A 22,680-nucleotide genomic window follows, 5' to 3' on the forward strand; every position below is an offset into this window, starting at 1 on the left:
GTCAGAAGCGATGTCGAATGCCGACGACGACGGCCGCCTGCTTGTCGGTCGACGAGTTCGACAGATTGGTAATCGCCGCCACCGCCTGTTTGCCGGTCGAATCTTCGCCACTCGCGTGTTCGTAGATCCCGACCACATACAGGTCGGTGCGTTTCGACAGGAAGTAGTTCGCGCCGAGGTTCACCTGGTTGTACGTAGCACCGGAGATGCTGCCGACCGAATCGCCACGGGTATAGGTGTAGGCCACGCCAAGCTGCAGGGCAGGGGTCACGAGATAGGCGAAGTTCAGTTCGCCGATATTGAAGCTTGCGGTGCCGGTCAGATGTTCTGGGTTCAGCCCAGCGCCCGCTTCGCTGCCGAGGTTCTGGAAGGCCACGTTGCTGTAGGTCCCGCCGATCGTCGCATTGCCGATGCGGTATGCGGCGCCCGCTGCGATCACCTGCCACGCGCCGGCCGAGGCGAAGCCGCTGTACACCGGGCTTGACATATTGAGGGCGCTGGTCGAAGTCGAGGAGTTGGCGTTCGGGTTGGTGCCGAACACGGAGTAGTTCGGATCCTTGGCCTTTTCATAGACGAGGCCAAGGCTGAGCGAGCCATTGTGATATCCGGCGCCTACGCCGAAGAGCTGGTCCTCGGTGAAATCGCCTGCCTTGCCGCCGAGGCTGTACATGCCGCCGAAGGTGATACCGCCATAGTTCTGGCTCGCGAACTTGATCGAGTTGTTGATGCGGTAGGAGTTGTCGAAGTTGTCCATGTCGCCCGGGTGTGCGCCGTAGATGCTGCCCCATTCGGTGGCGGTCACGAGCTCTTCGGCATTGCCCGATTCGAAGCTGCCGACGTAGTCGCCGAGCGGGTCGTACTGGCGGCCGAGGGTGACGGTACCATAGGGACTCGACAGGCCGACGTAGGCCTTGCGTCCGAACAGATCGCCGCCCTGGCCGAGCGTGCCGTTGTTGATGGCGAAGCCGCCTTCGAGGCGGAAGATCGCGGCGAGGCCGCCGCCGAGATCTTCTGTGCCGCGCAGGCCCCAACGGTCGCCCTGCAGGTTGCCGGAGGCCAGCGAGTACTGCTGGGAGCCTTTGGCATTCGAGTTGAACGCGATACCAGTGTCGAGCAGCCCGTAAAGCGTCACGCTGCTTTGCGCATGCGCAACGCTGGAGAACGCGGCGAGTGCGGCGATCATGGGTATGGTCTTTTTCATCGTATTTGTCCTCGGCGGAGCCGGATGCAAGTGGTGTGAACTCAGGTAAACAGCAGTGCAGCGAGACCTGCGCTTAAGCACGGGTTGCGGCAAATCCTATGTGGCTATTTTTTGACCCGGAAGACCGATCCTTGGCATCGCGATCTAATCGGAAGATCACAAGAGAGACCCGCATTTGCAGCGTGTCGAAGACGTGCTAGTCACGTGCCAAAGAGTTGCTAAGGACCTTTAAGAAATGCAATCGAATAAGGTGATCACATGACGTTGAGCCAGCTCAGAGTGTTTTGCGCAGTGGTCGAGCAGGGCAGTTTCCGGGCCGCGTCGCGCTCGCTCGATATCGCGCAGAGCGCATTGACCCACGCGATCCAGAGTCTCGAAGCGGAACTGGCCGTGCCGCTGCTGACGCGCTCGCACCTAGGCATCAGCCTCACACCGTTCGGGGAGAAGTTGCTGGCCCGTGCGTCGTCGATCCTCAAGGATTGCGAGCGCATCGATCAGGACATGCGTGAACTGGAAGGCGAACCGTCGGGACGCATCGCCGTTGGCCTGACCTCCGAACCGCTTGCCGAGTTGCTGGTGCCGGTGGTCACGCGCTTCATGTCGTCGTTCCCGCGTGTGCTCGTGCATCTGTCGAGCGGGTCGTCGCAAATGCTGATTGAACGGATTCGCGATGGACGCCTCGATTTCGCGCTGTGTCCGCTTGCGCCGGAGTTCGACGACGTGGATCTGCATATCGACCGGCTTTATCGCTCCGCGCCGGCGATCCTGGCGCGCGCCGGTCACCCGATGGCTCGCGCCACGTCGATTGCCGAGCTGACCGATTGCGAATGGGTGGGCTTCAAGCGCGAGGGCGTTGTCGGCATTGCGGCGAATCGTCTGGTGGGCATGTTCGCGGCGAATGGCCTGGGCATGCCCAAGATCGTCATTACCGCCGAGACCCTGCTCGAATCGCTGTTCTTGGTGTGCGAAACCGACTATCTGACCATGGACCCGGGCGTGCTCGCCGACTACAAGCTGTTCTCGGGATCGCTCATCCGGGTGCCGATTCGCGAGACCTTCCAGCCGCGCGATATCAGCCTGATCCGGCGCAGCAATTCTCCGCTGACGGGGATCGCGCACGAGTTATCGAGCATGCTGGTTTCGTATGCGCGTCTAAAGCGCGGCGTGTCGCGTAACAGCGAGTCCTGAACCGCCTGGCAGACGGATTCAGGGCGATTTCGGGGGTGATCTGATCTATCGATCACGATAACCCCGACCAGGCTTCTGCAGGCCTGTTGCGACGCGTAGCATCATGTCCATGCTTCGACGTGTCCGGTTTATCCGGCTTCTCCGGCTCATCAGGCGTCTTTGCCGCAACGCCGCACTTGGGGCATCAGCCGGTATGAGTCACGAGCGTCGCAGCCTGTCGATGAACCACAGGACAATTTTCTAAATGCACAGCGCTAAACACCGCCTGCTTGCTGCCTCGGACGGCACCGCGCATCAGCTGGTTTCGCATCATTTCGGCGACCAGACTTACGGCAAGAAGATCTATATCCAGGCTGGCCTGCACGCCGATGAAATGCCGGGCATGCTGGTCGCGCTGACCCTCCAGGAGGAGCTTCAGCAACTGGAGAAAGAGGGCCGCCTGCGCTGCGAAGTCGTGCTGGTCAGCACGGCCAATCCGATCGGCCTCGCGCAGGTCGTGCTCGGCTATCCGATCGGGCGGTTCGATCTGGCGAGCGGCCGCAACTTCAATCGGGGTTTCCCGCTTCTCGCAGGGAAAATCGCTGAAGCGGTCGAAGGAGAACTGGGCGGCGACGCAAAGAAAAACGTCGCGACGATTCGCCGGGCCTGGCGTGATCTGTTGCTCGCGCAACAGCCTCGCCAGACCTTCGACGACCTGCAGCGCGCGTTGATGCTGCTATCGCTGGATGCAGACATCATTCTCGATCTGCATTGCTCGCGGGAAGCCGCGCTGCATCTCTACACGGGTGAGGCCCTCTGGCAGAAGGCGGAGCCGCTGGCCCGCTATCTTGGTGCGAGCGCTTCGCTGCTGGCCGTCGACTCGGGTGGTCAATCGTTCGATGAAGCGCACAGCTTCACATGGTGGCAACTGCAGCAACGCTTTAATGAACGCTTTCCGATCGCGCATGGAAGCACGGCGATTACGGTCGAGCATCGCGGTCAGCGCGACGTCAACGACGAACTGGCCCGGAAGGATGCGGCGGCGATTCTCGATTACCTGACCTGGTACGGCGCGATCGAAGCGCAAGTCAAACCGCTGCCGCCGCTTGCTTACCCCGCAACGCCGCTGGCCGGCAGCGAACAGTTTTATGCGTCGGTCACGGGCATCCTGCTGCACTGCGTGGAACCCGGTGCGCGCGTCAGCGCCGGTCAGCAGATGTTCGTGATCGTCGATACGACGGATGGTACGCGCACCGCGATCTGCAGCCGTACCGCCGGCATCTTTTATATGCGAAGAGACGTCCGCTATGTGCGGCAGGGCGATCCGCTCGGGCGCGTGTCGGGCGACGAAGTAATCCGCTCCGGCTATCTGCTGAGCGCATGAGGTTCTTCGAACGTTGATGAGAGTGAACACAAAATGACGAGATATATTGACGTAAGCGATGTTCGCAAGCTGGTGACGTCGATCGGCGCGGAAGCGTTCATCACGACGATGGCGGACTATATCCGCGCGGATTACCTGCGCTGGAACGAGTTCGAGAAATCGGCGCGGGTGGCTAACCATGTCCCGGGCGGAGTGATTGAACTGATGCCGACTTCGGACAGCACGCTCTATGGATTCAAGTATGTCAACGGGCACCCGAAGAATACCCACGTCAATATGCTCACGGTGATGGCATTCGGCGTGCTGGCGGAGGTCGAATCCGGTTTTCCGGTGCTATTGAGCGAATTCACGATCATGACCGCATTGCGCACCGCCGCGACGTCCGCGTTGGTCGCCAAGGCGCTCGCGCGGCCTGCGTCAAGATCGATGGCGTTGATCGGCAACGGTGCGCAAAGCGAATTCCAGGTGCTGGCGTTCAAGGCGATGCTTGGCGTGAACGAAGTTCGCGCGTTCGATATCGACCCCGCGGCAACCGACAAACTGATCCGCAACCTGTCTGGTCTGAAAGACCTCAAGATTATCCGTGCGGCGAGTGCGGCCGAGGCCGTGCGCGGCGCGGATATCGTCACGACGGTAACAGCGGACAAGACCAACGCAACGATCCTGACGCCGGACATGATCGAACCGGGTATGCATATCAATGCGGTTGGCGGCGATTGTCCCGGCAAGACGGAACTGCACGCCGACGTGTTGAGAGGCGCCCGGGTGATCGTGGAGTTCGAGCCGCAGACGCGAATCGAGGGCGATATCCAGCAGCTTCCTGCCGATTTTCCGGTGGTTGAACTCTGGCGCGTGCTGTCGGGCGAGGTTGCCGGGCGGGAAAGCGATGCGCAAGTGACGGTGTTCGACTCGGTCGGTTTCGCGCTCGAGGATTTCTCGGCGCTGCGCTATCTGCGCGATGTGAGCGATGCCCGCGATATCGGTGAGCAGATCGAACTGATTCCGGCGCCGGCGAATCCCAAGGACCTGTATCAGTTCGTCGTTCCCGTGTCGGCGTCGTACACTACGCAGCGCGAAGTGTTGCACGCGTAACGCGTAGTGTTCGCTCGAAATGTCCCATCGGTGTCCTCGCGATGTTTCAACGGCCCAATGCAACCGGTAGACAAAATGTCAGACTCTCTTCTTGATCGGGGCGTAGCGGCTTCAGCCGGCGCGGGCGATGCCCGTCATGGCGTTCAGCAAGGCGCGTACGCGGATGGCTTGAGCCGCGCAGAACCATCGACGATGGGCGTGGACGCGGACGCTGTCATTGCATTTCTGGACGCCGTCGAAGCAGCGGAACTCGACTTGCATTCGTTGATGATCCACCGTAACGGCAAGGTGGTGGTGGAGGCATGGCGCTGGCCGTATCGCGCGGACCGTCCGCGTAACCTGCATTCGGTTGCCAAAAGCTTTACCGCTTGCGCGATCGGCCTCGCGCTGGAAGAAAAACGCTTCGGCCTTGACGACAAGGTGGTGTCGTTTTTCCCGGACGCGCTTCCCGCGGTCATGAGCGACCGGCTCGCGGCCCTGACGCTCGAAGACCTGCTCACCATGCGTGTGGGTCACGCCGGCGAGACCTCGGGCGCACAATGGCGCGTGCTGGGAACGAGCTGGATCGAAGCATTCTTCAGGATCCCTATCGTTGAGCAGCCGGGCGGATCGTTCCTGTACACGAGCGCGGCCAGTTATATGTTGTCGGCGGTATTGAGTCGCGTAACGGGACAAACGCTGCACGATTACCTTAAGCCGAGGCTGCTCGAACCTTTGGGTATTGCGGGTGAAACGTGGGACATCGGCCCTGATGGCATCAATCCTGGTGGCAACGGACTCACGGCCAAAACAGTCGACCTGCTCAAACTTGGCATCCTGCATGCACAGGGCGGCATGTGGGAAGGCAAGCGGCTGCTTCCGGAGCAGTGGGTGGCGAACGCGACCCGTTCACACGTCGAATCAGGACGGTATGGATATCACTGGTGGACGCGCCCAGACGGTATGTACAGCGCGATCGGAAAATTTGTGCAGATGGCCCTGGTATTTCCCGCGCACGGTGTCACGCTCGCAGTGACCGGTGCGATCAAGGGGAGCGGGAAGCTCATGCCTTATGTGGATCGTTACTTTCCGGCAGCGTTCCGTGAAGTCTTCCGCGATGGCCCCGTTGCGGGTCACGCCGCGGATGCGCGACTCAAGGCACGGCTTGTCGAATGGCAACGGGAAGATGCGCCGGTAGCATGGAAGGCGCCGTATCTGCTCGCTGGTCCGGATGCGCATTCAGGCGGTACTTCGCGTGCTCGTACGGAGAAAATGCGCTTCACGATGCAGCCGAATGCGCAGGGCATCCAGGCATTGCAACTGGAGTTCAGCGAGCGCGAATGCACGTTGCGCTTGACCGATGCGGATGGCGAACATGCGATCGTTGCCGGCTTCGGGCGCTGGATTGAAGGCCCCAACGAGATGCCCGGCCGCGATCTGCACCATGGGTATCGCCTGCTGGGCAGCCCGGTGGTGGCACGCGCCTGCTGGCTCGATCCGGCGCGCCTGCAGATGACGTGGATCTTTGCGGAAACGGCCTTCCGCGATACGGTCGTCTGCGAGTTTTCGGGGCGAGAGGTCGTCTTCAAACGTGACGTCAATATCAACAGCGGCGCGTTGCGTCACGACGATGTCACTGGCACTCTCGACGACCAGGCGCGAGCGAACGGCGTGTAAACGCGTTTCCAAACCGCGCAACCCGGAATTTCCGCGCAATACCACGTCACCGCTTTCAAAGCCACTCTTCGGACCTGGTCGTTTGCCTCAAACGTGCCCGCAAACGATTGCAGCGGAACAAAAGCAAAAAAACTTCACGTTTCGCAAATTCAGGGTTAATCCGATATAAAGCTGGCATCTTTTCCTGCCGATATACCGGATGCGGTGCTAGTGAAGCGCATGGGCGGCGACCTTAAGATCGCCTGCAGGGAGGCGCTTCTCTGGCACGGCACACTAAATATATTCCTGAGAGAAAGCATGACCGGACTCCCTCCCCGAGAGAGGAGCGTCGGCGTGTTTTGTTTTTTTCGCCCGTTCAACGAGGAGAACGAAGTGGAACATTCAACGCCTGAGCGGCACCTGGAAATGAACGAACTCAGCGCGGTCAGCGCCGCGCTAAATCGTGTTCAGGCCGTCATCGAGTTCGACCTGCACGGCATCGTTCTGCACGCCAACGACAACTTCCTGAAGACCGTGGGCTACACGCTCGACGAGATTCGTGGCCAGCATCACCGCATGTTTTGCGAGGCCGCTTACGCCGACAGTGCCGCCTATCGTCTGTTCTGGGAGAAGCTCGCCCGCGGCGAGTTCGATCAGGGCGAGTATCAGCGCGTGGGCCGCGGCGGCCGCGAAATCTGGATCAACGCCTCGTATAACCCGGTGTTCGACGCCGCCGGCAAACCCTACAAGGTCATCAAGTTCGCCACGGATATCACCGCGGCGCGCCAGCAGAATGCCGAATACGAAGGCAAGGTGCGCGCGGTCGATCGCGCCCAGGCTGTGATCGAATTCGATCTCTCGGGCAACGTGCTCTCGGCCAATCAGAACTTCCTCGATACGCTCGGCTACCGGCTCGATGAGATCCAGGGCAAGCACCACCGCATGTTCTGCGAGGAGGCGTATACCGCGAGCGCGGAATACCGCGATTTCTGGGCGAAACTGAACCGCGGCGAATTCGATGCAGGCCGCTATAAGCGCGTGGGCAAGGGCGGCCGTGCAGTGTGGATTCAGGCTACCTACAACCCGATTTTCGATGTCGGCGGGCGACTCTGCAAGGTGATCAAGTTCGCGACCGACGTGACGGCCCAGGTCGCGCTGGAAGAGCAGATCCGGCGCCGCGCGCAAAGCGATCAACGCAAGGTCGAGGCGCTCCTGCAGGTGGTCAGCAAGGCCGCCGCGGGGGACCTGACGGGCAGCGTCGAAGTGGCCGGCACCGAGCCTATCGACCAGCTTGCGAGCGGCATCAAGCGGATGATGGACGATCTGCGCGGCGTGATCGGCAAGGTGGTCGATTCGGCCGGCGGCTTCACCGCCTCGTCGCAGGATATCGCGGGGCGTGCCAACACGGTGGCAAGCGGCGCGCAGTTGCTTGGCGCAACTGTCGAGGAGATGAACGCGTCGATCGAAGAACTGACCGCATCGATCAATTCGATCGCCGACAACTCGCGCAGCGCCGACAACCTTGCTAAAGATACCCAGCAGGAAGCGGAGCGCGGCGCGAAGGCGATTACCCGCTCGATCGAAGCGATGGAGCTGATCAATAAGTCATCCGAAGATATCAGCGAGATCATCAAGGTGATCGGCGAGATTGCCAGCCAGACCAATCTGCTCGCGTTCAACGCGGCTATCGAGGCAGCGCGTGCGGGCGAACATGGGCTCGGCTTTTCCGTAGTGGCCGACGAGGTGCGCAAGCTTGCCGAGCGTTCGTCGCAGGCGACCAAGGAAATCTCGAAGCTGATCAACGAATCGGTCAAACGGGTCGCTCAGGGCAGCGAAATCTCCAAGCAGGCCGGCGAAGCCTTCGACAAGATCGTCAACGGTGTGAGCCGCACGACACACGCCATCTCGGAGATTTCCTGCGGCGCGGACGAGCAGTTGATCGCCGCCCGCGAGGTCAGTGCCGCGATCCAGCAGGTGGCCGAAGAAACAGAGAAGTCCGCCAGCGCCTGCGACACGATTGCGCGGGCCAGCGCCACGCTGATGCAGGGCGCGGAAACGCTCGATCAGACCGTCACACGCTTCGTCGTCTGACGCAGGAGGCGCCTTGGATAACGAGCGCGAGGTCGATCAGGCGACCCGCCGGGCCTTCTTCGATCAGGTTCGGCGGCATACCGGCATCGCCATGAGCGAGCGCAAGTGGACCCTGCTGGAGGGCCGCTTGCGCCGGCGGGTGCGCGAGCTGGCACTGCCCGGTTACCGGGACTATCTGCATGTGCTGGAGGCGAAGCCCGAAGAGGTGCGCGATTTCATCGATCTGGTGACGACCAACGAAACCTCGTTCTTTCGCACGCCGCGCATCTGGGAGTATTTCGCCGGGCAGTTTCTGCCGCGCTGGTTCGAGACGCACGGCAGCACGCCTTTGCGGGTGTGGTCGGCGGCAGCTTCGAGCGGCGAGGAAGCCTATACGGTGGCGATGCTGTGCGAAGAGTTTCGTGAGCGGCATCCGGCGTTTCGCTACCGGATTCTCGCTACCGATATCGGTGACGCGATTCTGCGCAAGGCTGCCGCGGCGCATTACCAGGGCCGCAGCATCGAGGGGCTCAGGCAAACCCATCCTGACCTGCTGGGCAAGTACTTCAGCGCTGCGGACGATGGTTTCGTGGCCGCCCCGGCGTTGCGCGCGAACGTGACGTTCCGCAAACACAATCTGCACGAGGCGGCGCGCGACATCGGCACGATGGACGTCACGCTGTTGCGTAATGTGCTGATCTATTTCGACGCTGCTGGCCAACAGGTGGTGCTCGAAAACGTGCGACGCGCGATGGCACCGGATGGTGTGCTGATTGTTGGGGAATCCGAATCGTTGAGCCGCTTCGATATGGGATTCGCCTTCGAACAGCCGCTTATCTATCGCAATGAGGTTCGTCCGTGACCGATGCGCGCGAGATTCAGGTGCATATGTGCGCCATTGGCATCGGCAATGGACAGGACGTGTTGCGTGCGACGCTCGGCTCGTGTGTCGGCATTGGGCTGTTGTGGCGCGAGCGCGGCATCTACGGACTCGCGCACTGCCTGCTGCCCGATGCGGCCGTGCGGCCGGAGGGCATCGGCGCAAAATACGTCACGCAGGCGATTCCGTCGCTGCTGAGCCTGATGCAGGTGCAGCGCGCCTCGCATGGCGCGCTGGAGGCCGTGTTGGCGGGTGGCGCGAACATGGTGCATTACGCGCGCCGTCCCACTCACGCGCCGATCGGCGAGCAGAACGTGCGCACTGCACAGATCCTGCTCGAAGGACTTGGCGTGCGTGTCGTGCACGAGGATGTCGGCGGCGAATGCGGCCGGCAACTGCTGATCGATTGCCGGCAGCATGCGTTCGTTGTGAAAAAAATCACCCGCACTCTCTGAACGGGGTCCTCGTCATGGATATCAACGCAACGTCCGCCGGCAGTTCCGCTGTTGAACTGTTCGGCTCCTTTCACCTCGGCGAGACGGAACTGGCGCTGCCGGTTGCTGACCTGCAGGAGGTGGTCAACTACCCGGCAGCTGTCACACCGGTGCCGCTGGCGCCACGCCATCTGCTCGGTATTTTCAACTTGCGTGGCACGCTGATTCCGATCGTCGATCTGCGTCAGTTGCTGCATCTGCCCGAGGAAGCCGCAAGCAGCGTCAGCAAGATCGCGATCGTCGAACTCGGCGACGTGCGGGTGGGGCTGCGGTTCGACACCACCGGCGAAATCCTGCGCGTGCCGGCGGCGCAGAAGATCGCCTTCGACCGCGCGGATCCGCCGCAGCAGAGCCCGGCTGTGATTTGCGGTGCGCTGAAGCTCGACGGCGGCGAGCGGATCTTGCAGATCCTCTCGGCTGCTGCGCTGCTCGGGTTGCCGGACGTACCGCATCTGCATCACCGCAGCGCGGCGCCCGAGCGGCGCGCGCAGCAGGCACAGCGTCGACAGACCGTGTCGTTTCGCGTCGGCGAGGCGCATCTGGCGCTGCCGATGGCGGCGATTCAGGAGATTATCCGCGTGCCCGCCATGCATCCGTCGCCCCTCGCGGATGAGATCTGCATCGGCATGCTGAACCTGCGCGGCACGACCGTCCCGGTGGTCGACTTTGCCCGCTTCATGGGACTCGAGCGTGAGGACGCGGCGGCATCGGGCGTTGCCAGCGCCGCGTCCACGGACGAGCGGCGCATCGTCGTGCTGAATCATCAGGAGCTGCATGTCGGCCTGATGGTCGACGAGGTGCGCAGCATCGTCGGCTATCGCGACGACGAATTGCTCGTGATGCCCGCTTATAGCCGTCGCCATGTGGCGTTGTTTGCGGGCTGTCTTGGCAACGACGGGCGCGACAGCATCATCCTGTTGAATCCGGAAGCGCTCTGCAGCCACGAGCGCATTACCGCCGTGGCCCGGGGTCATCGCGATCTGTATCGCGACAGGACCCAGGCGGGCGGCGCTTCAGGTGGCGGCCATGGGAAAGGCGGAAACGCCGGACGTGGTCCGCGCGAGACCTATGTGACGTTCCGGCTCGGTCATCTGCTAGGCGTGCGCATTGGCCAGTTGCGCGAGGTGATCGATTATTCCAGCGAGGTCGTGGTGACGCCTGGCGCGCCGCCGTACGTGCGCGGCGTGCTGCATCTGCGCCGCGAGCTGTTGACGGTGGTGGATGTGCGCGCGATGTACGGCATGCCGCCGTACGACGATCTCGCGCAGGCAAAGATCCTGATCGTCGAGCATCGCGGCGAGAAGTACGGCCTCGTGGTCGACGCGGTCGACAACATCGTCACCATCGAAGCCGCCAGCCGGATTCCGGTGCCGCCCATGCTGACGCGCCAGCTAGCCAACGGCTGGGGCAATGGCATGACCGAGGCGGTCGAATTGCCAGGCCGTGGCACCTTGATGCTGATCGACCTGGCGACGCTGTGCGAACGGGTCGCGGTTGAGGCGGAGGTGTGACGGGGCGCGTGGACAGCCACGCCGGCCGTTGACCGTGCGGTCCGGCTAATCTGACGCGAGCGACGTCACCCCCGTACTTACTGCTGCGCTACCGGTTCTGCTGGAGACTGTTCGACTGTCGCCACGCCGCAGAACCAGTCGCCGCTGTGGGGCGGATATTGCCAGCGCGTGTCCTGCTTCAGGACGGTCGCACACTGGTCGTGCCACGTTACGCCCGGATTGGCTGCGGTGCATTGGAGCGCCAATGGGTATGCAGGTGCGTGCGCGAGCTGGCCGCCGCCTATCGGAGTGCCAGCCAGCGGGGTACTGCCCGGCTGCGTGGTGTGCCGCGGTGTGTCGCTGGGCGCGGCGGCAGCCACAGGGGTGCCGCTCGCCGCAGTGCCAGCCACGGGAACGCCGGCCGGCGCAGTGCCGCCCAACGCAGTTCCACCCGTTTCCGCGTCCGGTTGAGCATGGGCGATCGCGCGCCGTCCCGCATCGCGCGGCCCTTCGTTCAGGCGCGGCGTCGGCGTGGCCGGTTGTGCGGACTTATCCGGCTGACCCGACGGTTCCTGCTGCAGGCTCGTCAACAAAAGCTGCAGTTCCTGGATGCGTCCGGTGTACCAGGTTTTCAGGCATTCCTCATCGCTGCAGTTCGCTTCCCGCCAGGCCCATTTGCTGTCGCTGTCGGCGCGGAACGCCCGGGGATTGGAGACGGAGCGCCGCGCTTGCCAGTACAGCTTGCCAAGCACGTCGTCGAGCTTCGATAGATCAGCTCGGTGGCAGATCAGTTGTTCCGTGATCGAACGGCCCTTGTTGCAATCGAAGCTGGTCGCGTGGGCCGGCAGGTGGGTGAGCAGCAGGCTTGCGAAAACGGTGGTTCGGAAGATCTTCATGGCAGTCCGGACAGAGCAGGGTCGGTAATGCGATGAATGATCGGCTGAGTTGGAAACGGCCAGACCTCAAAAAAAGGACGAGTTCGCAAACTTCTTACCAAATGTTGCTATCAGCCCGCGAATGACCTGCGACCTTCATCGGGATGCGGTACGCTTGCTTACACAGTGACATCCAGACGCAGCGACAATCGAAACCGCCCCGCCAGAGGAGGCCGCAATGCGAAGACAGTTGGTGCAGTGCTGTTATGCAGGATTGACCGCCCTGTTGCTCGTGCCCGCCGCCGCGTTCGCGCAGGCGCAGGCCGTCACCAATAGCTCAGTGAACCTTCGGGCCGGTCCCGCACGGGACTACCCGGTGGTCTCGCAATTGCCGGGTGGCCTGCCGGTCACGGTGATGGGGTGTGTCGCCGGCTACAGCTGGTGCGATGTCGCGACGCCCAATCTGCGCGGCTGGGTTTATGCGGGACGGCTCAACTATCCTTATCAAGGCAACCCGGTCCCCGTGCTGGGCTATGGAAACGCGATCGGCTTGCCGATCGTGACGTTCTCGATCGGGACGTATTGGGGTAACTATTATCGTGGCCGGCCGTGGTACCGGGATCAGTCGCGCTGGGCGCATCGTCCTCCGCCACGGCCGCCGCGCCCGGGTGCGGGACGTCCGCCTGGCCGGCCTCCAGGTGGACAGCCTCCGGGCGGCGGCGGTCGACCTCCCGGCGGCGGCAAGCCACCGGGTGGTGGGGGCGGTGGACAGGGTTCACGCCCTCCAGGTGGCGGCGGACAAGGCGGACGGCCGCCAGGCGGCGGTTAGACGGGGCAGCCAGGGAGTACGCCGCCGCGTGACCACCTAAGGTGAACACGTCAGGCCGCGGGCAAGGCGAACCCGCCGCGCCGCAAGGCTCAGGCGGCATAAAGCCCGTACAGATCTCAACAAGGACAGGGAGCGATGGCAGTGGCTGAACACAAGACTTGTGGCGCATCGGCGGTGGGCCTGGCGACATTGGCCGCCGACGGCACCGTCCTCGATAGCTGGTTTCCCGAGCCTGAACTGGCGGAAGGGCCGCTCGCAGGCGGCACGGCGCGGCTATCGCACGAGGAAGTGTCGCGGGCGATCGGCGACGCCGCCGCGAATTGCGTCGGCCCCGACGAGCGACGCGGCGTCGAGGTGATCGGCGTGCGCACGGCGATTGCCTCGCTCGCCGAGCCGCCGCTCGATGCACACGACGTCTATCTGCGCCTGCATCTGCTCAGCCACCGGCTGATCCGCCCGCATGAGGCCAATCTGAGCGGTCTGTTCGGATTGCTTGCCAATGTCGCATGGACCTCGTTTGGTCCCTGCACCGTGGAATCGGTCGCACAGGTGCGCCTGAAGGCGCGGGCCGCGCGCACCACGTTCGAAGTCACCGGCATCGACAAATTCCCGCGCATGACTGACTACGTCGTGCCCGCAGGCGTGCGTATCGCCAACGTGGACCGGGTCAGGCTCGGTGCCTATCTCGCCCCAGGCACCACGGTCATGCACGAAGGCTTCTGCAATTTCAATGCGGGGACCCTTGGCGCGTCTATGGTCGAAGGCCGCATCAGTTCAGGCGTGGTGGTCGACGATCACAGCGATATCGGCGGCGGCGCGTCGATCATGGGCACGCTCTCGGGCGGCGGCACGCAAGTCGTATCGGTGGGCAAGCGCTGCCTGTTGGGCGCCAACGCGGGGATCGGCATTTCGCTTGGCGACGACTGCGTGGTCGAAGCCGGCTGCTACATCACGGCGGGCACCCGGGTCAGCTTGCCGGACGGCGCGGTGGTCAAGGCAGCCGAGCTGTCGGGGCAGCCGGGGTGGCTGTTCCGCCGCAATTCGCAGAGCGGGGCGGTGGAGGCCATCTCGCGCACCAAGACGTGGGGACAACTGAATCCGGACTTGCACACGCATAACTAGGCGACCGCAGCGGATACGGCGCGGCCGACGGTTTACGCCACTGTCCCTGGCGTAAACCCCAGTGCGCTAGCGGTCCCATCCTGCCGATGTCGGGTTAGGGGGCTCGATTATGACTTGCCAGGTGACACCAGGTGACACGGTTGGAGCAGAGTCTGACAGCGCCCGCTATTCGACGGGGCTGGCGGAGCGCCTGCTCGCGTCCGAGCGCAGCGTATTGCGGCTGATCACGCGCAACACGCCGCTGCCCGAACTGCTCGACGAGGTGTGCCGCCGCGCGGAAGCCTTGCTCGGCGAGGACGCGTCCTGCACGATCCTGCTGCTCGATGCCGACGGCATCCACACGCGTTCCGGCGGTGCGCCGTCGCTGCCGAAGGAATACACCGAGGCGCTGAACGGGGTTGCCATCGGTCCGCAGGTGGGCTCGTGCGGCACTGCCATGTTTCTGCGGCGCCTGGTAGTGGTCGAGGACATCGAGACCGATCCGCTGTGGGTGGACTTCAAGCAGCTCGCCTTGCCGCATGGCTTGCGTTCGTGCTGGTCGATTCCGTTCGAAAACGACGCGGGCCAGGTGCTGGGCGCGTTTGCCGTCTACTACCGCACGCCGCGCCGGCCGGTTGCCGACGAGGAGGCCATGCTGCGCGATATCGGCCGCAGCGTCGGCCTCGCCGTGCATCAGGACGCGATGGCGCGGCGCCTGGCGCAAAGCGAGGAGCACCACCGCCTTGTCGTCAATCACCTGAACGAAGGCATCGTCGTGCAGACGCGCGACGGAGTGGTGCTCGCCTGCAACCCTAGCGCGCTGCGCATGCTGCACGCGGGAAGCGAGCTGATTGGCCAGGACATCCAGACTGTCATGCGGCGCAGCTTCCATGAGGACGGCACGCCGATCGCCCAGACCGACCGCCCGACGGTGCGCGTGCTGGCAAGCGGCAAACCGCTGCTCGGCCAGACGATCGGTGTGGAGCTCGCGGACGACGAAATCATCTGGATCACGGTGAACGTGGTGCCCATCGTGAAGCCTGGCGAGCGCGAGCTGGGTTCGATGCTGATCTCGTTCACCGATATCGGCCCGGTGCGCAAGGCCCAGCAGCAACTCAAATATCTGGCGACGCGCGATTCGCTCACGGGGCTCTACAACCGCGCCTATCTGGCCGACCGGATGCGCGACCTGTTCGAGCCGGCGGGGCTGGACACCGAGCTGGCGCGCGTCGCGGTGCTGTTCGTCGACCTCGACGGTTTCAAGAAGGTCAACGACACCGCGGGCCACGAAGCGGGCGACACGCTGTTGTGCAGCGTCGCGCATCGTCTGGCGTCCTGCGTCAAGGAACAGGACACGCTGGCGCGGGTGGGCGGCGACGAGTTCGTGATTGTCGTGAGCTCGTATGAGGACACCGAGACGCTGATCGCATTCGCGCGCCGCATACTTGAAACGGTGGCCGTGCCGTTCGCGGTGGCGGGCAACGAATACTACCTGGGCGCGTCGATCGGCATCAGTCTCTTCCCCGAAGACGGCCAGGATGTGCCCACGCTGATGCGCAATGCCGACTCGGCGATGTATTCGGCCAAGCAGCGCGGCCGCAACAACTTCCAGTTCTTCACCGCCGATCTGAACAAGCACCTGCAACGGCGCTTTGCGATCGAGCAGTTGCTGCGCCGCGCGCTCGCGGCGGGCGAGCTGAGTCTCGTGTACCAGCCGATCGTCGACAGCCGGAACGGCCGCACGGTCGGCGCGGAAGCGCTGCTGCGCTGGTACAACCGCGAACTGGGCGATGTGTCGCCGGTGGAGTTCATCCCCGTCGCGGAGGATACCGGGCTGATTGTCGCGATCGGCAACTGGGTGCTCGAACATGCGTGCGAGCAGGTGGCGCAATGGCGGCGCACCCTCGCGCCGGATCTCGTGATTGCCGTGAACCTGTCGCCGCGTCAGGTGAGCGAGGGCCTGGCGGAACGCATCGAACGCTGTCTTGCGCGTTGCGGCCTTGGGCCCGATGCGCTGGAGCTGGAGATTACCGAGCGCCTGCTGATGAACGACAGCGAAACGGTGCTGCCGATTCTGACCGCGCTCAGCAATATGGGCGTGAAGATCTCCGTCGACGACTTCGGCACCGGTTATTCCTCGCTGTCGTATCTGAAGCGTTTCCCGTTGCATAACCTCAAGATCGACCGTTCGTTTGTCGCGGGCTTGCCGGACCATCGCGATTCGATTGCGATTACCCAGGCCGTGGTGGCGATGGCGCATTCTCTCGGCATGGACGTGACGGCCGAAGGGGTGGAGACGACGGCGCAGTCGTCGTTCCTGCGCTCGATCGATTGCGACAAGCAGCAAGGCTATCTGTTCAGCCGGCCGATGGCGGCCGGCGCCTATGCGCGCAGCCTGACGGACACGCGCAGGCTGGCCGGTGGGGCGAGCGCACAGCAGCAGGCGGAATAAGCGCTTGCCGGGGACCACGTAGCATCGCGGCGGCGATCCGTTGGCCGTTCGTTATTGCCTGATTACCGCTTGGTTACCTCGCTTGGTTACCTGTCACCTGCCGGTTCGTCTAAAGTCATGCATTCCTTCCATCTGTTCCCAAGAGGCGACGAATGCTATTGATTGGCGTGCTGGACTCCCCATATGTGCGTCGCGTCGCGATTTCGCTGGCCGTGCTTGGCTTGCCCTTCGAGCACCGCCACGTGTCGGTGTTTCGTCACTTCGACGAGTTTGCACAGCTCAATCCGATTGTCAAAGCACCGACCCTCTTCGAAGACGACGGCACGATGCTGATCGATTCGACGTTGATCCTCGATCACATCGACCACAAGGTCGCTCCCGCGTGCCGTCTGATGCCGGAGGAGCCCGGCGCGCGGCTGCGTGCGCTGAGCGTGATCGGGCTCGCGCTCGCTGCCACCGAAAAGACCATGCAGGAAGTCTACGAGCGCCAGCTGCGGCCCGAGGCATTGCAGCACGCGCCGTGGCTCGAGCGGGTGCAGAAGCAGATGCACGCCGCATATGGTCTGCTCGAGGCGCGCGTGGCCGGTCATGAAGGCTGGCTGCTGGGGGACCGTATGATGCAGCCGGATATCACGGTGGCAGTCGCATGGCGGTTCACGCAGTTCATGCTGCCGGGCGCTGTGGATGCGGCGCGCTATCCGGCGCTGGCCGCGTTCTCCGAACGCGCGGAAGCGTTGCCGGAGTTTATCGGCGCGCCGCTGGAATGAACTGGCGCCGCGATCCGCGCGCGCCGGTCGAATAACCTTTTGACTCGCGTGGAGGCTGGTGGGGCTATCGGCCCGATAGCCCGCATGCGCAGCATACTTCGGGCATGTCGGAAAGCGGCTGCAAGCCCCACTGGCGGCGCTTTCCGGCCGTAACGCAGATTGTTCGGTTTCCGCAACAAGTGACTTCGCTTTCCGGCTCTTTATCCACAGGTCGCCGATCCTTAGAATCCCACCATCGAAACGTAAAGTAACGTCGCGCCGAAGCGGCGAGACGCAGTGGGAGCAGATATGCGAGCCTTGATCGAAAGACAGTTGTACCACCCATCGGTGATCCTGCCGATGGTGGCGTTAATGCAAATGATGGTGGCGCAGGATTTCAACCTGAGCCAGGTGGGCCTGCTGATGGCCACGAAGGGTGCCCGCGCGGCGTTGCAACGCTCGCGTGAACTGATCTGCGCGCATCACGGTCACTGCCACTGCTGAGCGCAATTTATTGCGCCGGCGGCGCAGTTACACACGCAGCACCTCGTTTCTTCGTTTTCACGCCCCCACTTCGTCACGGCCCACGCGGCCCGGTGTTAGCCGACGGCAGTTCGCCTCCTGCGGCACCTCGAAGACCTCAGCGACTGTTTCCCACGAGCCTTGGCGTAAGATGGCACAAGCCTGCTATCAGCCCCCGGGAGACATGCCATGCCTCAGCATTTCGACGCAGTCGTGATCGGTACAGGACAGGGCGGTTCGCCGCTCGCAGTGCGTCTTGGTAAAAGCGGCCGCAAGACAGCCGTGATTGAGCGCGGCGCGTTCGGCGGCACCTGTGTGAATGTCGGATGTACACCCACCAAGAGTTACGTCGCGAGTGCCCGCGCGGCCCACGTGGCGCGTCACGCCGGCGAGTATGGCGTGCATGTCGCGGGACCGGTTACGGTCGATCTGGCGCAAGTCAAAGCGCGCAAGGACCGGATCATCGGCGAATCGCGCAGCGGCGTCGAAAAATGGCTGCGCGGCGCGGAGAATGTCACCGTGTTCAACGGGCATGCCCGGTTTACCGGGCCGCATAGCTTGAGCATCAGTGGGTCGGATGGGCAGATCGTCGATGAACTGCAGGCCGACGAGATATTTATCAACACCGGCACGCGCGCGGTGGTGCCGCCGCTCGACGGCATTGATCGAATCCGCTACTACACCAACTCCACGCTGCTCGAGTTGACCGAATTGCCGGAGCATCTGGTGATTGTCGGCGGCAGTTATATCGCGCTCGAATTCGCCCAGGTGTTTCGCCGTTTCGGCAGCCGCGTGACCGTGCTCGTGCGCGGCGAGCGCGTGCTGGCTCGCGAGGACGCTGACCTTGCAAACAACGTGCAGAAAGTGCTGGCACGCGAAGGCATCGAGTTTCGCTTTGGCGGTGAGCCGCAGCGCGTCGAGCCGCTTGCCGGCGACGGCGTGCGCGTGATCCTCGAGGGTTCGGGGGCCGCCGTGGAGGCGTCGCATCTGCTGTTCGCCACCGGCCGCAGGCCGAATACCGATGACCTCGGTCTCGCGGCCGCCTGCCTCGAAACCGACCGGCACGGCATGATTCCCGTGGACGGTGAATTGCGCACCAGGGTGCCGGGGGTGTGGGCCATCGGCGACGTCAACGGCCGCGGCGCGTTCACGCACACGTCCTATGACGACTATCAGATCGTCGCGGCCAATCTGTTCGACGGCGGCTCGCGCACGGCCGATACCCGCATCATGACGTATGCGGTGTTTGTCGATCCGCCGCTTGCGAGGGTCGGTCTTTCCGAAACCGAAGTGCGCGCTTCTGGCCGCGATGCCCTGATCGCGACCATGCCGATGACGCGGGTCGGCCGCGCGCGTGAACGCGGTGAGACCGACGGCTTCATGAAGGTGCTGGTGGATGCTCAGACAAAACAGATTATCGGCGCGGCGATTCTCGGCATTGAGGGCGATGAAGCGTTGCATACATTCATCGACATCATGACGGCCGGCGCGCCGTATCCGACGTTGCAATATGCGATGCATATTCATCCGACCATCAGCGAACTGGTGCCGACGTTGCTCGATGGGCTGAAGCCGCTTAAGCCGGTGAAGTGATGCGCATCGGACTATTGGACTTGCCTGTCACCGGAATGAGGAATGACGCTTACCTCGCATCAGAGACGCGGGCCGCGGAGACTGGCCTGCAAACCGCGGCCAGGGAAGGACTGACATCTATATGACTGCGTACTCCACGCCGACTCGCATCGGCTTGATCTCCGACACGCATAACCTCGTGCGTCCGGAAGCCCTGCAGCATCTGGCCGGATGCGACGCCATCATTCATGCCGGTGATATCTGCGAGCAGGCGGTTCTCGATGCACTCGAACGCGTCGCTCCCGTCACGGCAGTACGCGGCAACAACGACATCGGCGACTGGGCTCGCGCGTTGCCGACGCACGCTACGCTCACCGTGCAGCAAGTGAAAATCCGGATCGTGCACGACATCGACGATCTCGATGGGGATATGCGCAGCGAGGGAATTGGCGTCGTCGTCACCGGGCATTCACACAAACCGCTGATCGATGAGCGCGACGGCGTGCTGTTCGTGAACCCGGGCAGTGCCGGGCCGCGACGTTTCAAGCTGCCGGTGTCGGCGGGTCTGCTGGTAGTGGAGGGCGCGAGTGCCACGGCCACGTGGCACTCGTTGCTTTAGGCTCGCGCCGTAGCTCCCGACGCGAAGTTCTCTTCGTCCATCTCCTCCGCCGCGCGTTCGCCGCGCAGCACGGCGTGCGCTTCAGCACGCGTGCCGACGCACGGACCCGAGCCAAGCAACGGCCGCCGCGCGGTTTCGCGCAAGGCGAGCACCGAGACGATCCCGATCAGCGATGCCGCCATCAGGTAGTACGCGGGCATCATCAGATTGCCGGTGCGGTCGACGAGCCATGCGGCGACGAGCGGCGTCGTGCCGCCGAACAGCGACACCGAGATATTGAAGCCGATCGCGAGCGCACCGTAGCGGATGCGGGTGGGGAAGAGCGCCGGCAGCGCCGACGGCATCACGCCGGTGAAGCACGACAGCAGCACACCGAGAATCAGCAGACCGCTGAACACCGGCAGCACCGCGCCCATGCGGATCAGCAGCAGGGCGGGAATCGACAGCGCGAAGAGACCGACGCAACCGAACAGCATCACCGGCTTGCGGCCGATCGTGTCGGACAGGCGGCCGGCGAACAGCGTCATCGGCATCATCAGCACCATCACGAGCAGCACGAGAAAGAGGCCGTGCGTTTCGTTGAAATGCAGCGTCGAGGACAGATAGCTCGGCAGATACGACAGCGCCATGTAGTCGGTCACGTTGAAGATCAGCACGAGGCCGACGCACAGCAACAGCGCCTTCCATTGGCGGGCGAGCAGGTCGCGCAGGCTCTGTTTGGGCAGCGCCTTGTCTTCCGCTTCGCGTGCTGCGGCCTGCTTTTTGAATGCGGGCGTTTCTTCGAGCTTCATCCGGATGTACAAACCCACCAGTCCCAGCGGCCCTGCGATCAGGAACGGCACACGCCAGCCCCATGACAGCAGCGCTTCATGCGACAGCGTGGCGGTGAGCAATGCGACGGTCCCTGCGCCGAGCACGTAGCCGATCAGCGTGCCGAACTCGAGGAAGCTGCCCATGAAGCCACGGCGCTTGTCGGTGGAGAACTCGGCGATGAAGGTCGCCGCGCCGCCGTATTCGCCGCCGGTGGAGAAGCCCTGCACCAGCCGCGCGACGAGCAGTAACACGGGGGCGAAGATGCCGATCGACGAATAGCTCGGAATCAGACCGATCGCGAAGGTGCCGGCGGCCATCATGATCATCGTCATGGCGAGCACGCGCTGGCGGCCGATGCGGTCGCCGAGCGGGCCGAATACCATGCCGCCGATCGGTCGCACGAGGAACGCTGCGGCGAACGTGCCGAAGGTCGCGATCAACTGCGCGGACGGATTGCTCGACGGGAAGAACACCTGGCCGAGCGTGACGGCGATGTAGCTATACACGCCAAAGTCGAACCACTCCATGGCGTTGCCGAGCGCCATGGCGCCGACGGCACGTTTGAGAAGGGATTTATCGACGACGGTGATGTCGTCGAGGGTGAGACGTTGTTCCTGGTTTTTGTGTCGCCAGAAGCCGTTGCTGGAAGCGGTCAAGGTGAAAACTCCAATGACTGCGACGAAACTCATGAAAATGCGCATGAATGTTCCGCCACGGGTGCTGGGGAAAGTGCAGTTTCGCGAGCTGGGCGAGGGCGCCGGTGACGGCCTTGACGGGTGGGCAAGGGCGTGAAAGCGGAAACGCCGGCGCCACGCATGGCCCTTACGCGCATGTCGCGAAATTGCACTGCTCTAGTGCTGCTGATTGTTTTGCATCTGCGTGGCCGTGGAAGGGGGGCAGATGCATGAGGACGCTCGCGCGGTTCGAAACCGGCGGGGCGCCGCTGAAAGGCCTGGCACGAAAAAGGCCGGTGATGACCGCGAAAATCCCGCGACGTGACCGACAAGCCTTCTTGTATAAAAACTGCTCAATCCGGAGTGCGATGCGCACGGCGCCGCACGGTAGATTGAATGCGAATGATGGCGAATTACTGTTGGAACGACGCACATAATAGCATGATGACAGAGGATCGTGCAAACGGTACGGCCGGCGGGAGGGTGTCCGAGGGCGCCGAATCCCTTGCGGGACGGGGGATTCGGGCGAGTGTGAGAATTTGAAACGGGGGCTTAAAAGCAGCTGGTTTCGGGCTCGGATCGTGGCCCGATAAGTGGCCGGTTTCGAGTCGAATGGGCGAAAAAAATCCGCGCACGGGGCGCGGATTTTTCCTCAAACCGTGTCAGCGAGGGCGGCCGATTCGCGACCCTCCGAGCGCCGAACAGGTCAGATCAGATCGGACCAGCTCAGCTTTGCGATGGCGGCACGTAACCCGTAGCCTGATCGGCGCCTTCGCCGAAGAAGAACTTCTCGGTCTGCTTCATCAGATACTGGCGCGCACGCGGATCCGCCATGTTCAGGCGGTTTTCGTTGATCAGCATGGTTTGCTGCTTGAGCCACGCCTGCCAGGCTTCTTTCGAAATGCTTTCGTAGATCCGCTTGCCGAGTTCGCCCGGCAGCGGCGGGAAATCGAGGCCTTCGGCTTCCTTGCCGAGCTTCGCGCATTGAACCATACGAGCCATGCTGTGCTTCTCCTTTAATCGGTGGGGACGCTATTGCGCGCTGTTGCGTTTTTGGGCAGTCG

At 63.1% G+C, this 22,680-nt stretch carries 19 protein-coding genes; 15 read left to right on the forward strand and 4 right to left on the reverse strand.

Annotation, left to right across the window (positions count from 1 at the left end):
- Window position 1: 1 nt before the first annotated feature.
- The gene (locus P3T20_RS26655; RefSeq protein ID WP_074264104.1) at window positions 2–1,201 is read right to left on the reverse strand and encodes a porin; all 1,200 of its coding nucleotides are present in this window, start codon (window positions 1,199–1,201) and stop codon (window positions 2–4) included.
- A gap of 258 nt (window positions 1,202–1,459) precedes the next feature.
- On the opposite strand from P3T20_RS26655, the gene P3T20_RS26660 reads away from it, so the two are divergent.
- The 8 genes from P3T20_RS26660 to P3T20_RS26695 all read left to right on the forward strand — a co-directional run bounded on the left by P3T20_RS26660 (window position 1,460) and on the right by P3T20_RS26695 (window position 11,434).
- Complete coding sequence (locus tag P3T20_RS26660; RefSeq protein ID WP_074264105.1) at window positions 1,460–2,389, forward strand: LysR family transcriptional regulator; 930 nt, start codon at window positions 1,460–1,462, stop codon at window positions 2,387–2,389.
- A gap of 244 nt (window positions 2,390–2,633) precedes the next feature.
- Window positions 2,634–3,752, forward strand: a complete 1,119-nt coding sequence (locus tag P3T20_RS26665; protein WP_429288301.1) for a succinylglutamate desuccinylase/aspartoacylase family protein — start codon at window positions 2,634–2,636, stop codon at window positions 3,750–3,752.
- A 33-nt stretch (window positions 3,753–3,785) separates the two neighbouring features.
- Window positions 3,786–4,844, forward strand: a complete 1,059-nt coding sequence (locus P3T20_RS26670) for an ornithine cyclodeaminase (RefSeq protein WP_429288302.1) — start codon at window positions 3,786–3,788, stop codon at window positions 4,842–4,844.
- A gap of 75 nt (window positions 4,845–4,919) precedes the next feature.
- Complete coding sequence (locus P3T20_RS26675; RefSeq protein WP_429288303.1) at window positions 4,920–6,500, forward strand: serine hydrolase domain-containing protein; 1,581 nt, start codon at window positions 4,920–4,922, stop codon at window positions 6,498–6,500.
- 405 nt (window positions 6,501–6,905) lie between these two features.
- Window positions 6,906–8,570: a methyl-accepting chemotaxis protein gene (locus P3T20_RS26680; RefSeq protein WP_074266007.1), complete on the forward strand. Its 1,665-nt coding sequence runs from the start codon at window positions 6,906–6,908 to the stop codon at window positions 8,568–8,570.
- A 13-nt stretch (window positions 8,571–8,583) separates the two neighbouring features.
- Window positions 8,584–9,411, forward strand: coding sequence for a CheR family methyltransferase (locus P3T20_RS26685; RefSeq protein ID WP_429288304.1), 828 nt, complete (start codon window positions 8,584–8,586; stop codon window positions 9,409–9,411).
- Window positions 9,408–9,884, forward strand: coding sequence for a chemotaxis protein CheD (locus P3T20_RS26690; protein WP_429288305.1), 477 nt, complete (start codon window positions 9,408–9,410; stop codon window positions 9,882–9,884). Before P3T20_RS26685 ends, P3T20_RS26690 begins: the two co-directional genes overlap by 4 nt.
- A gap of 14 nt (window positions 9,885–9,898) precedes the next feature.
- On the forward strand, window positions 9,899–11,434 hold the full coding sequence (locus P3T20_RS26695) for a chemotaxis protein CheW (RefSeq protein WP_429288306.1): 1,536 nt from the start codon (window positions 9,899–9,901) through the stop codon (window positions 11,432–11,434).
- A gap of 77 nt (window positions 11,435–11,511) precedes the next feature.
- On the opposite strand, the gene P3T20_RS26700 is transcribed toward P3T20_RS26695, so the two are convergent.
- On the reverse strand, window positions 11,512–12,309 hold the full coding sequence (locus tag P3T20_RS26700) for a hypothetical protein (protein ID WP_429288307.1): 798 nt from the start codon (window positions 12,307–12,309) through the stop codon (window positions 11,512–11,514).
- Window positions 12,310–12,526: 217 nt separating this feature from the next.
- Here P3T20_RS26700 and P3T20_RS26705 point away from each other — a divergent pair, with 217 nt between their 5' ends.
- From P3T20_RS26705 to P3T20_RS26735, 7 genes are all read left to right on the forward strand, one after another.
- Window positions 12,527–13,117 carry an SH3 domain-containing protein gene (locus P3T20_RS26705; protein WP_429288308.1) on the forward strand — a complete coding sequence of 197 codons (591 nt, stop codon included), beginning with the start codon at window positions 12,527–12,529 and terminating at the stop codon, window positions 13,115–13,117.
- A 135-nt stretch (window positions 13,118–13,252) separates the two neighbouring features.
- Window positions 13,253–14,239, forward strand: coding sequence for a 2,3,4,5-tetrahydropyridine-2,6-dicarboxylate N-succinyltransferase (dapD, locus tag P3T20_RS26710; RefSeq protein WP_429288309.1), 987 nt, complete (start codon window positions 13,253–13,255; stop codon window positions 14,237–14,239).
- 109 nt (window positions 14,240–14,348) lie between these two features.
- Window positions 14,349–16,670 carry a putative bifunctional diguanylate cyclase/phosphodiesterase gene (locus P3T20_RS26715; protein ID WP_429288310.1) on the forward strand — a complete coding sequence of 774 codons (2,322 nt, stop codon included), beginning with the start codon at window positions 14,349–14,351 and terminating at the stop codon, window positions 16,668–16,670.
- A 152-nt stretch (window positions 16,671–16,822) separates the two neighbouring features.
- Window positions 16,823–17,437: a glutathione S-transferase family protein gene (locus tag P3T20_RS26720; RefSeq protein WP_429288311.1), complete on the forward strand. Its 615-nt coding sequence runs from the start codon at window positions 16,823–16,825 to the stop codon at window positions 17,435–17,437.
- A 288-nt stretch (window positions 17,438–17,725) separates the two neighbouring features.
- Complete coding sequence (locus P3T20_RS26725; RefSeq protein ID WP_074264114.1) at window positions 17,726–17,920, forward strand: hypothetical protein; 195 nt, start codon at window positions 17,726–17,728, stop codon at window positions 17,918–17,920.
- A gap of 207 nt (window positions 17,921–18,127) precedes the next feature.
- Entirely contained in the window at window positions 18,128–19,531 is a 1,404-nt protein-coding gene (locus P3T20_RS26730) for an FAD-containing oxidoreductase (protein WP_429288312.1), read from the forward strand.
- Between the two features lie 121 nt (window positions 19,532–19,652).
- Complete coding sequence (locus P3T20_RS26735) at window positions 19,653–20,129, forward strand: metallophosphoesterase family protein (RefSeq protein WP_429288313.1); 477 nt, start codon at window positions 19,653–19,655, stop codon at window positions 20,127–20,129.
- Here P3T20_RS26735 and proP read toward each other — a convergent pair.
- Both proP and P3T20_RS26745 read right to left on the reverse strand, forming a co-directional pair.
- On the reverse strand, window positions 20,126–21,631 hold the full coding sequence (proP, locus tag P3T20_RS26740) for a glycine betaine/L-proline transporter ProP (protein ID WP_429288314.1): 1,506 nt from the start codon (window positions 21,629–21,631) through the stop codon (window positions 20,126–20,128). The two genes, P3T20_RS26735 and proP, sit on opposite strands and share 4 nt — an antisense overlap.
- A gap of 711 nt (window positions 21,632–22,342) precedes the next feature.
- A complete protein-coding gene (locus P3T20_RS26745; RefSeq protein WP_074264117.1) occupies window positions 22,343–22,618 on the reverse strand; it encodes an oxidative damage protection protein in 276 nt (91 codons plus the stop codon).
- Between the last annotated feature and the right edge of the window lie 62 nt (window positions 22,619–22,680).

Source organism: Paraburkholderia sp. GAS206C, from assembly GCF_050435645.1.
GTDB lineage: Bacteria > Pseudomonadota > Gammaproteobacteria > Burkholderiales > Burkholderiaceae > Paraburkholderia > Paraburkholderia phenazinium_B.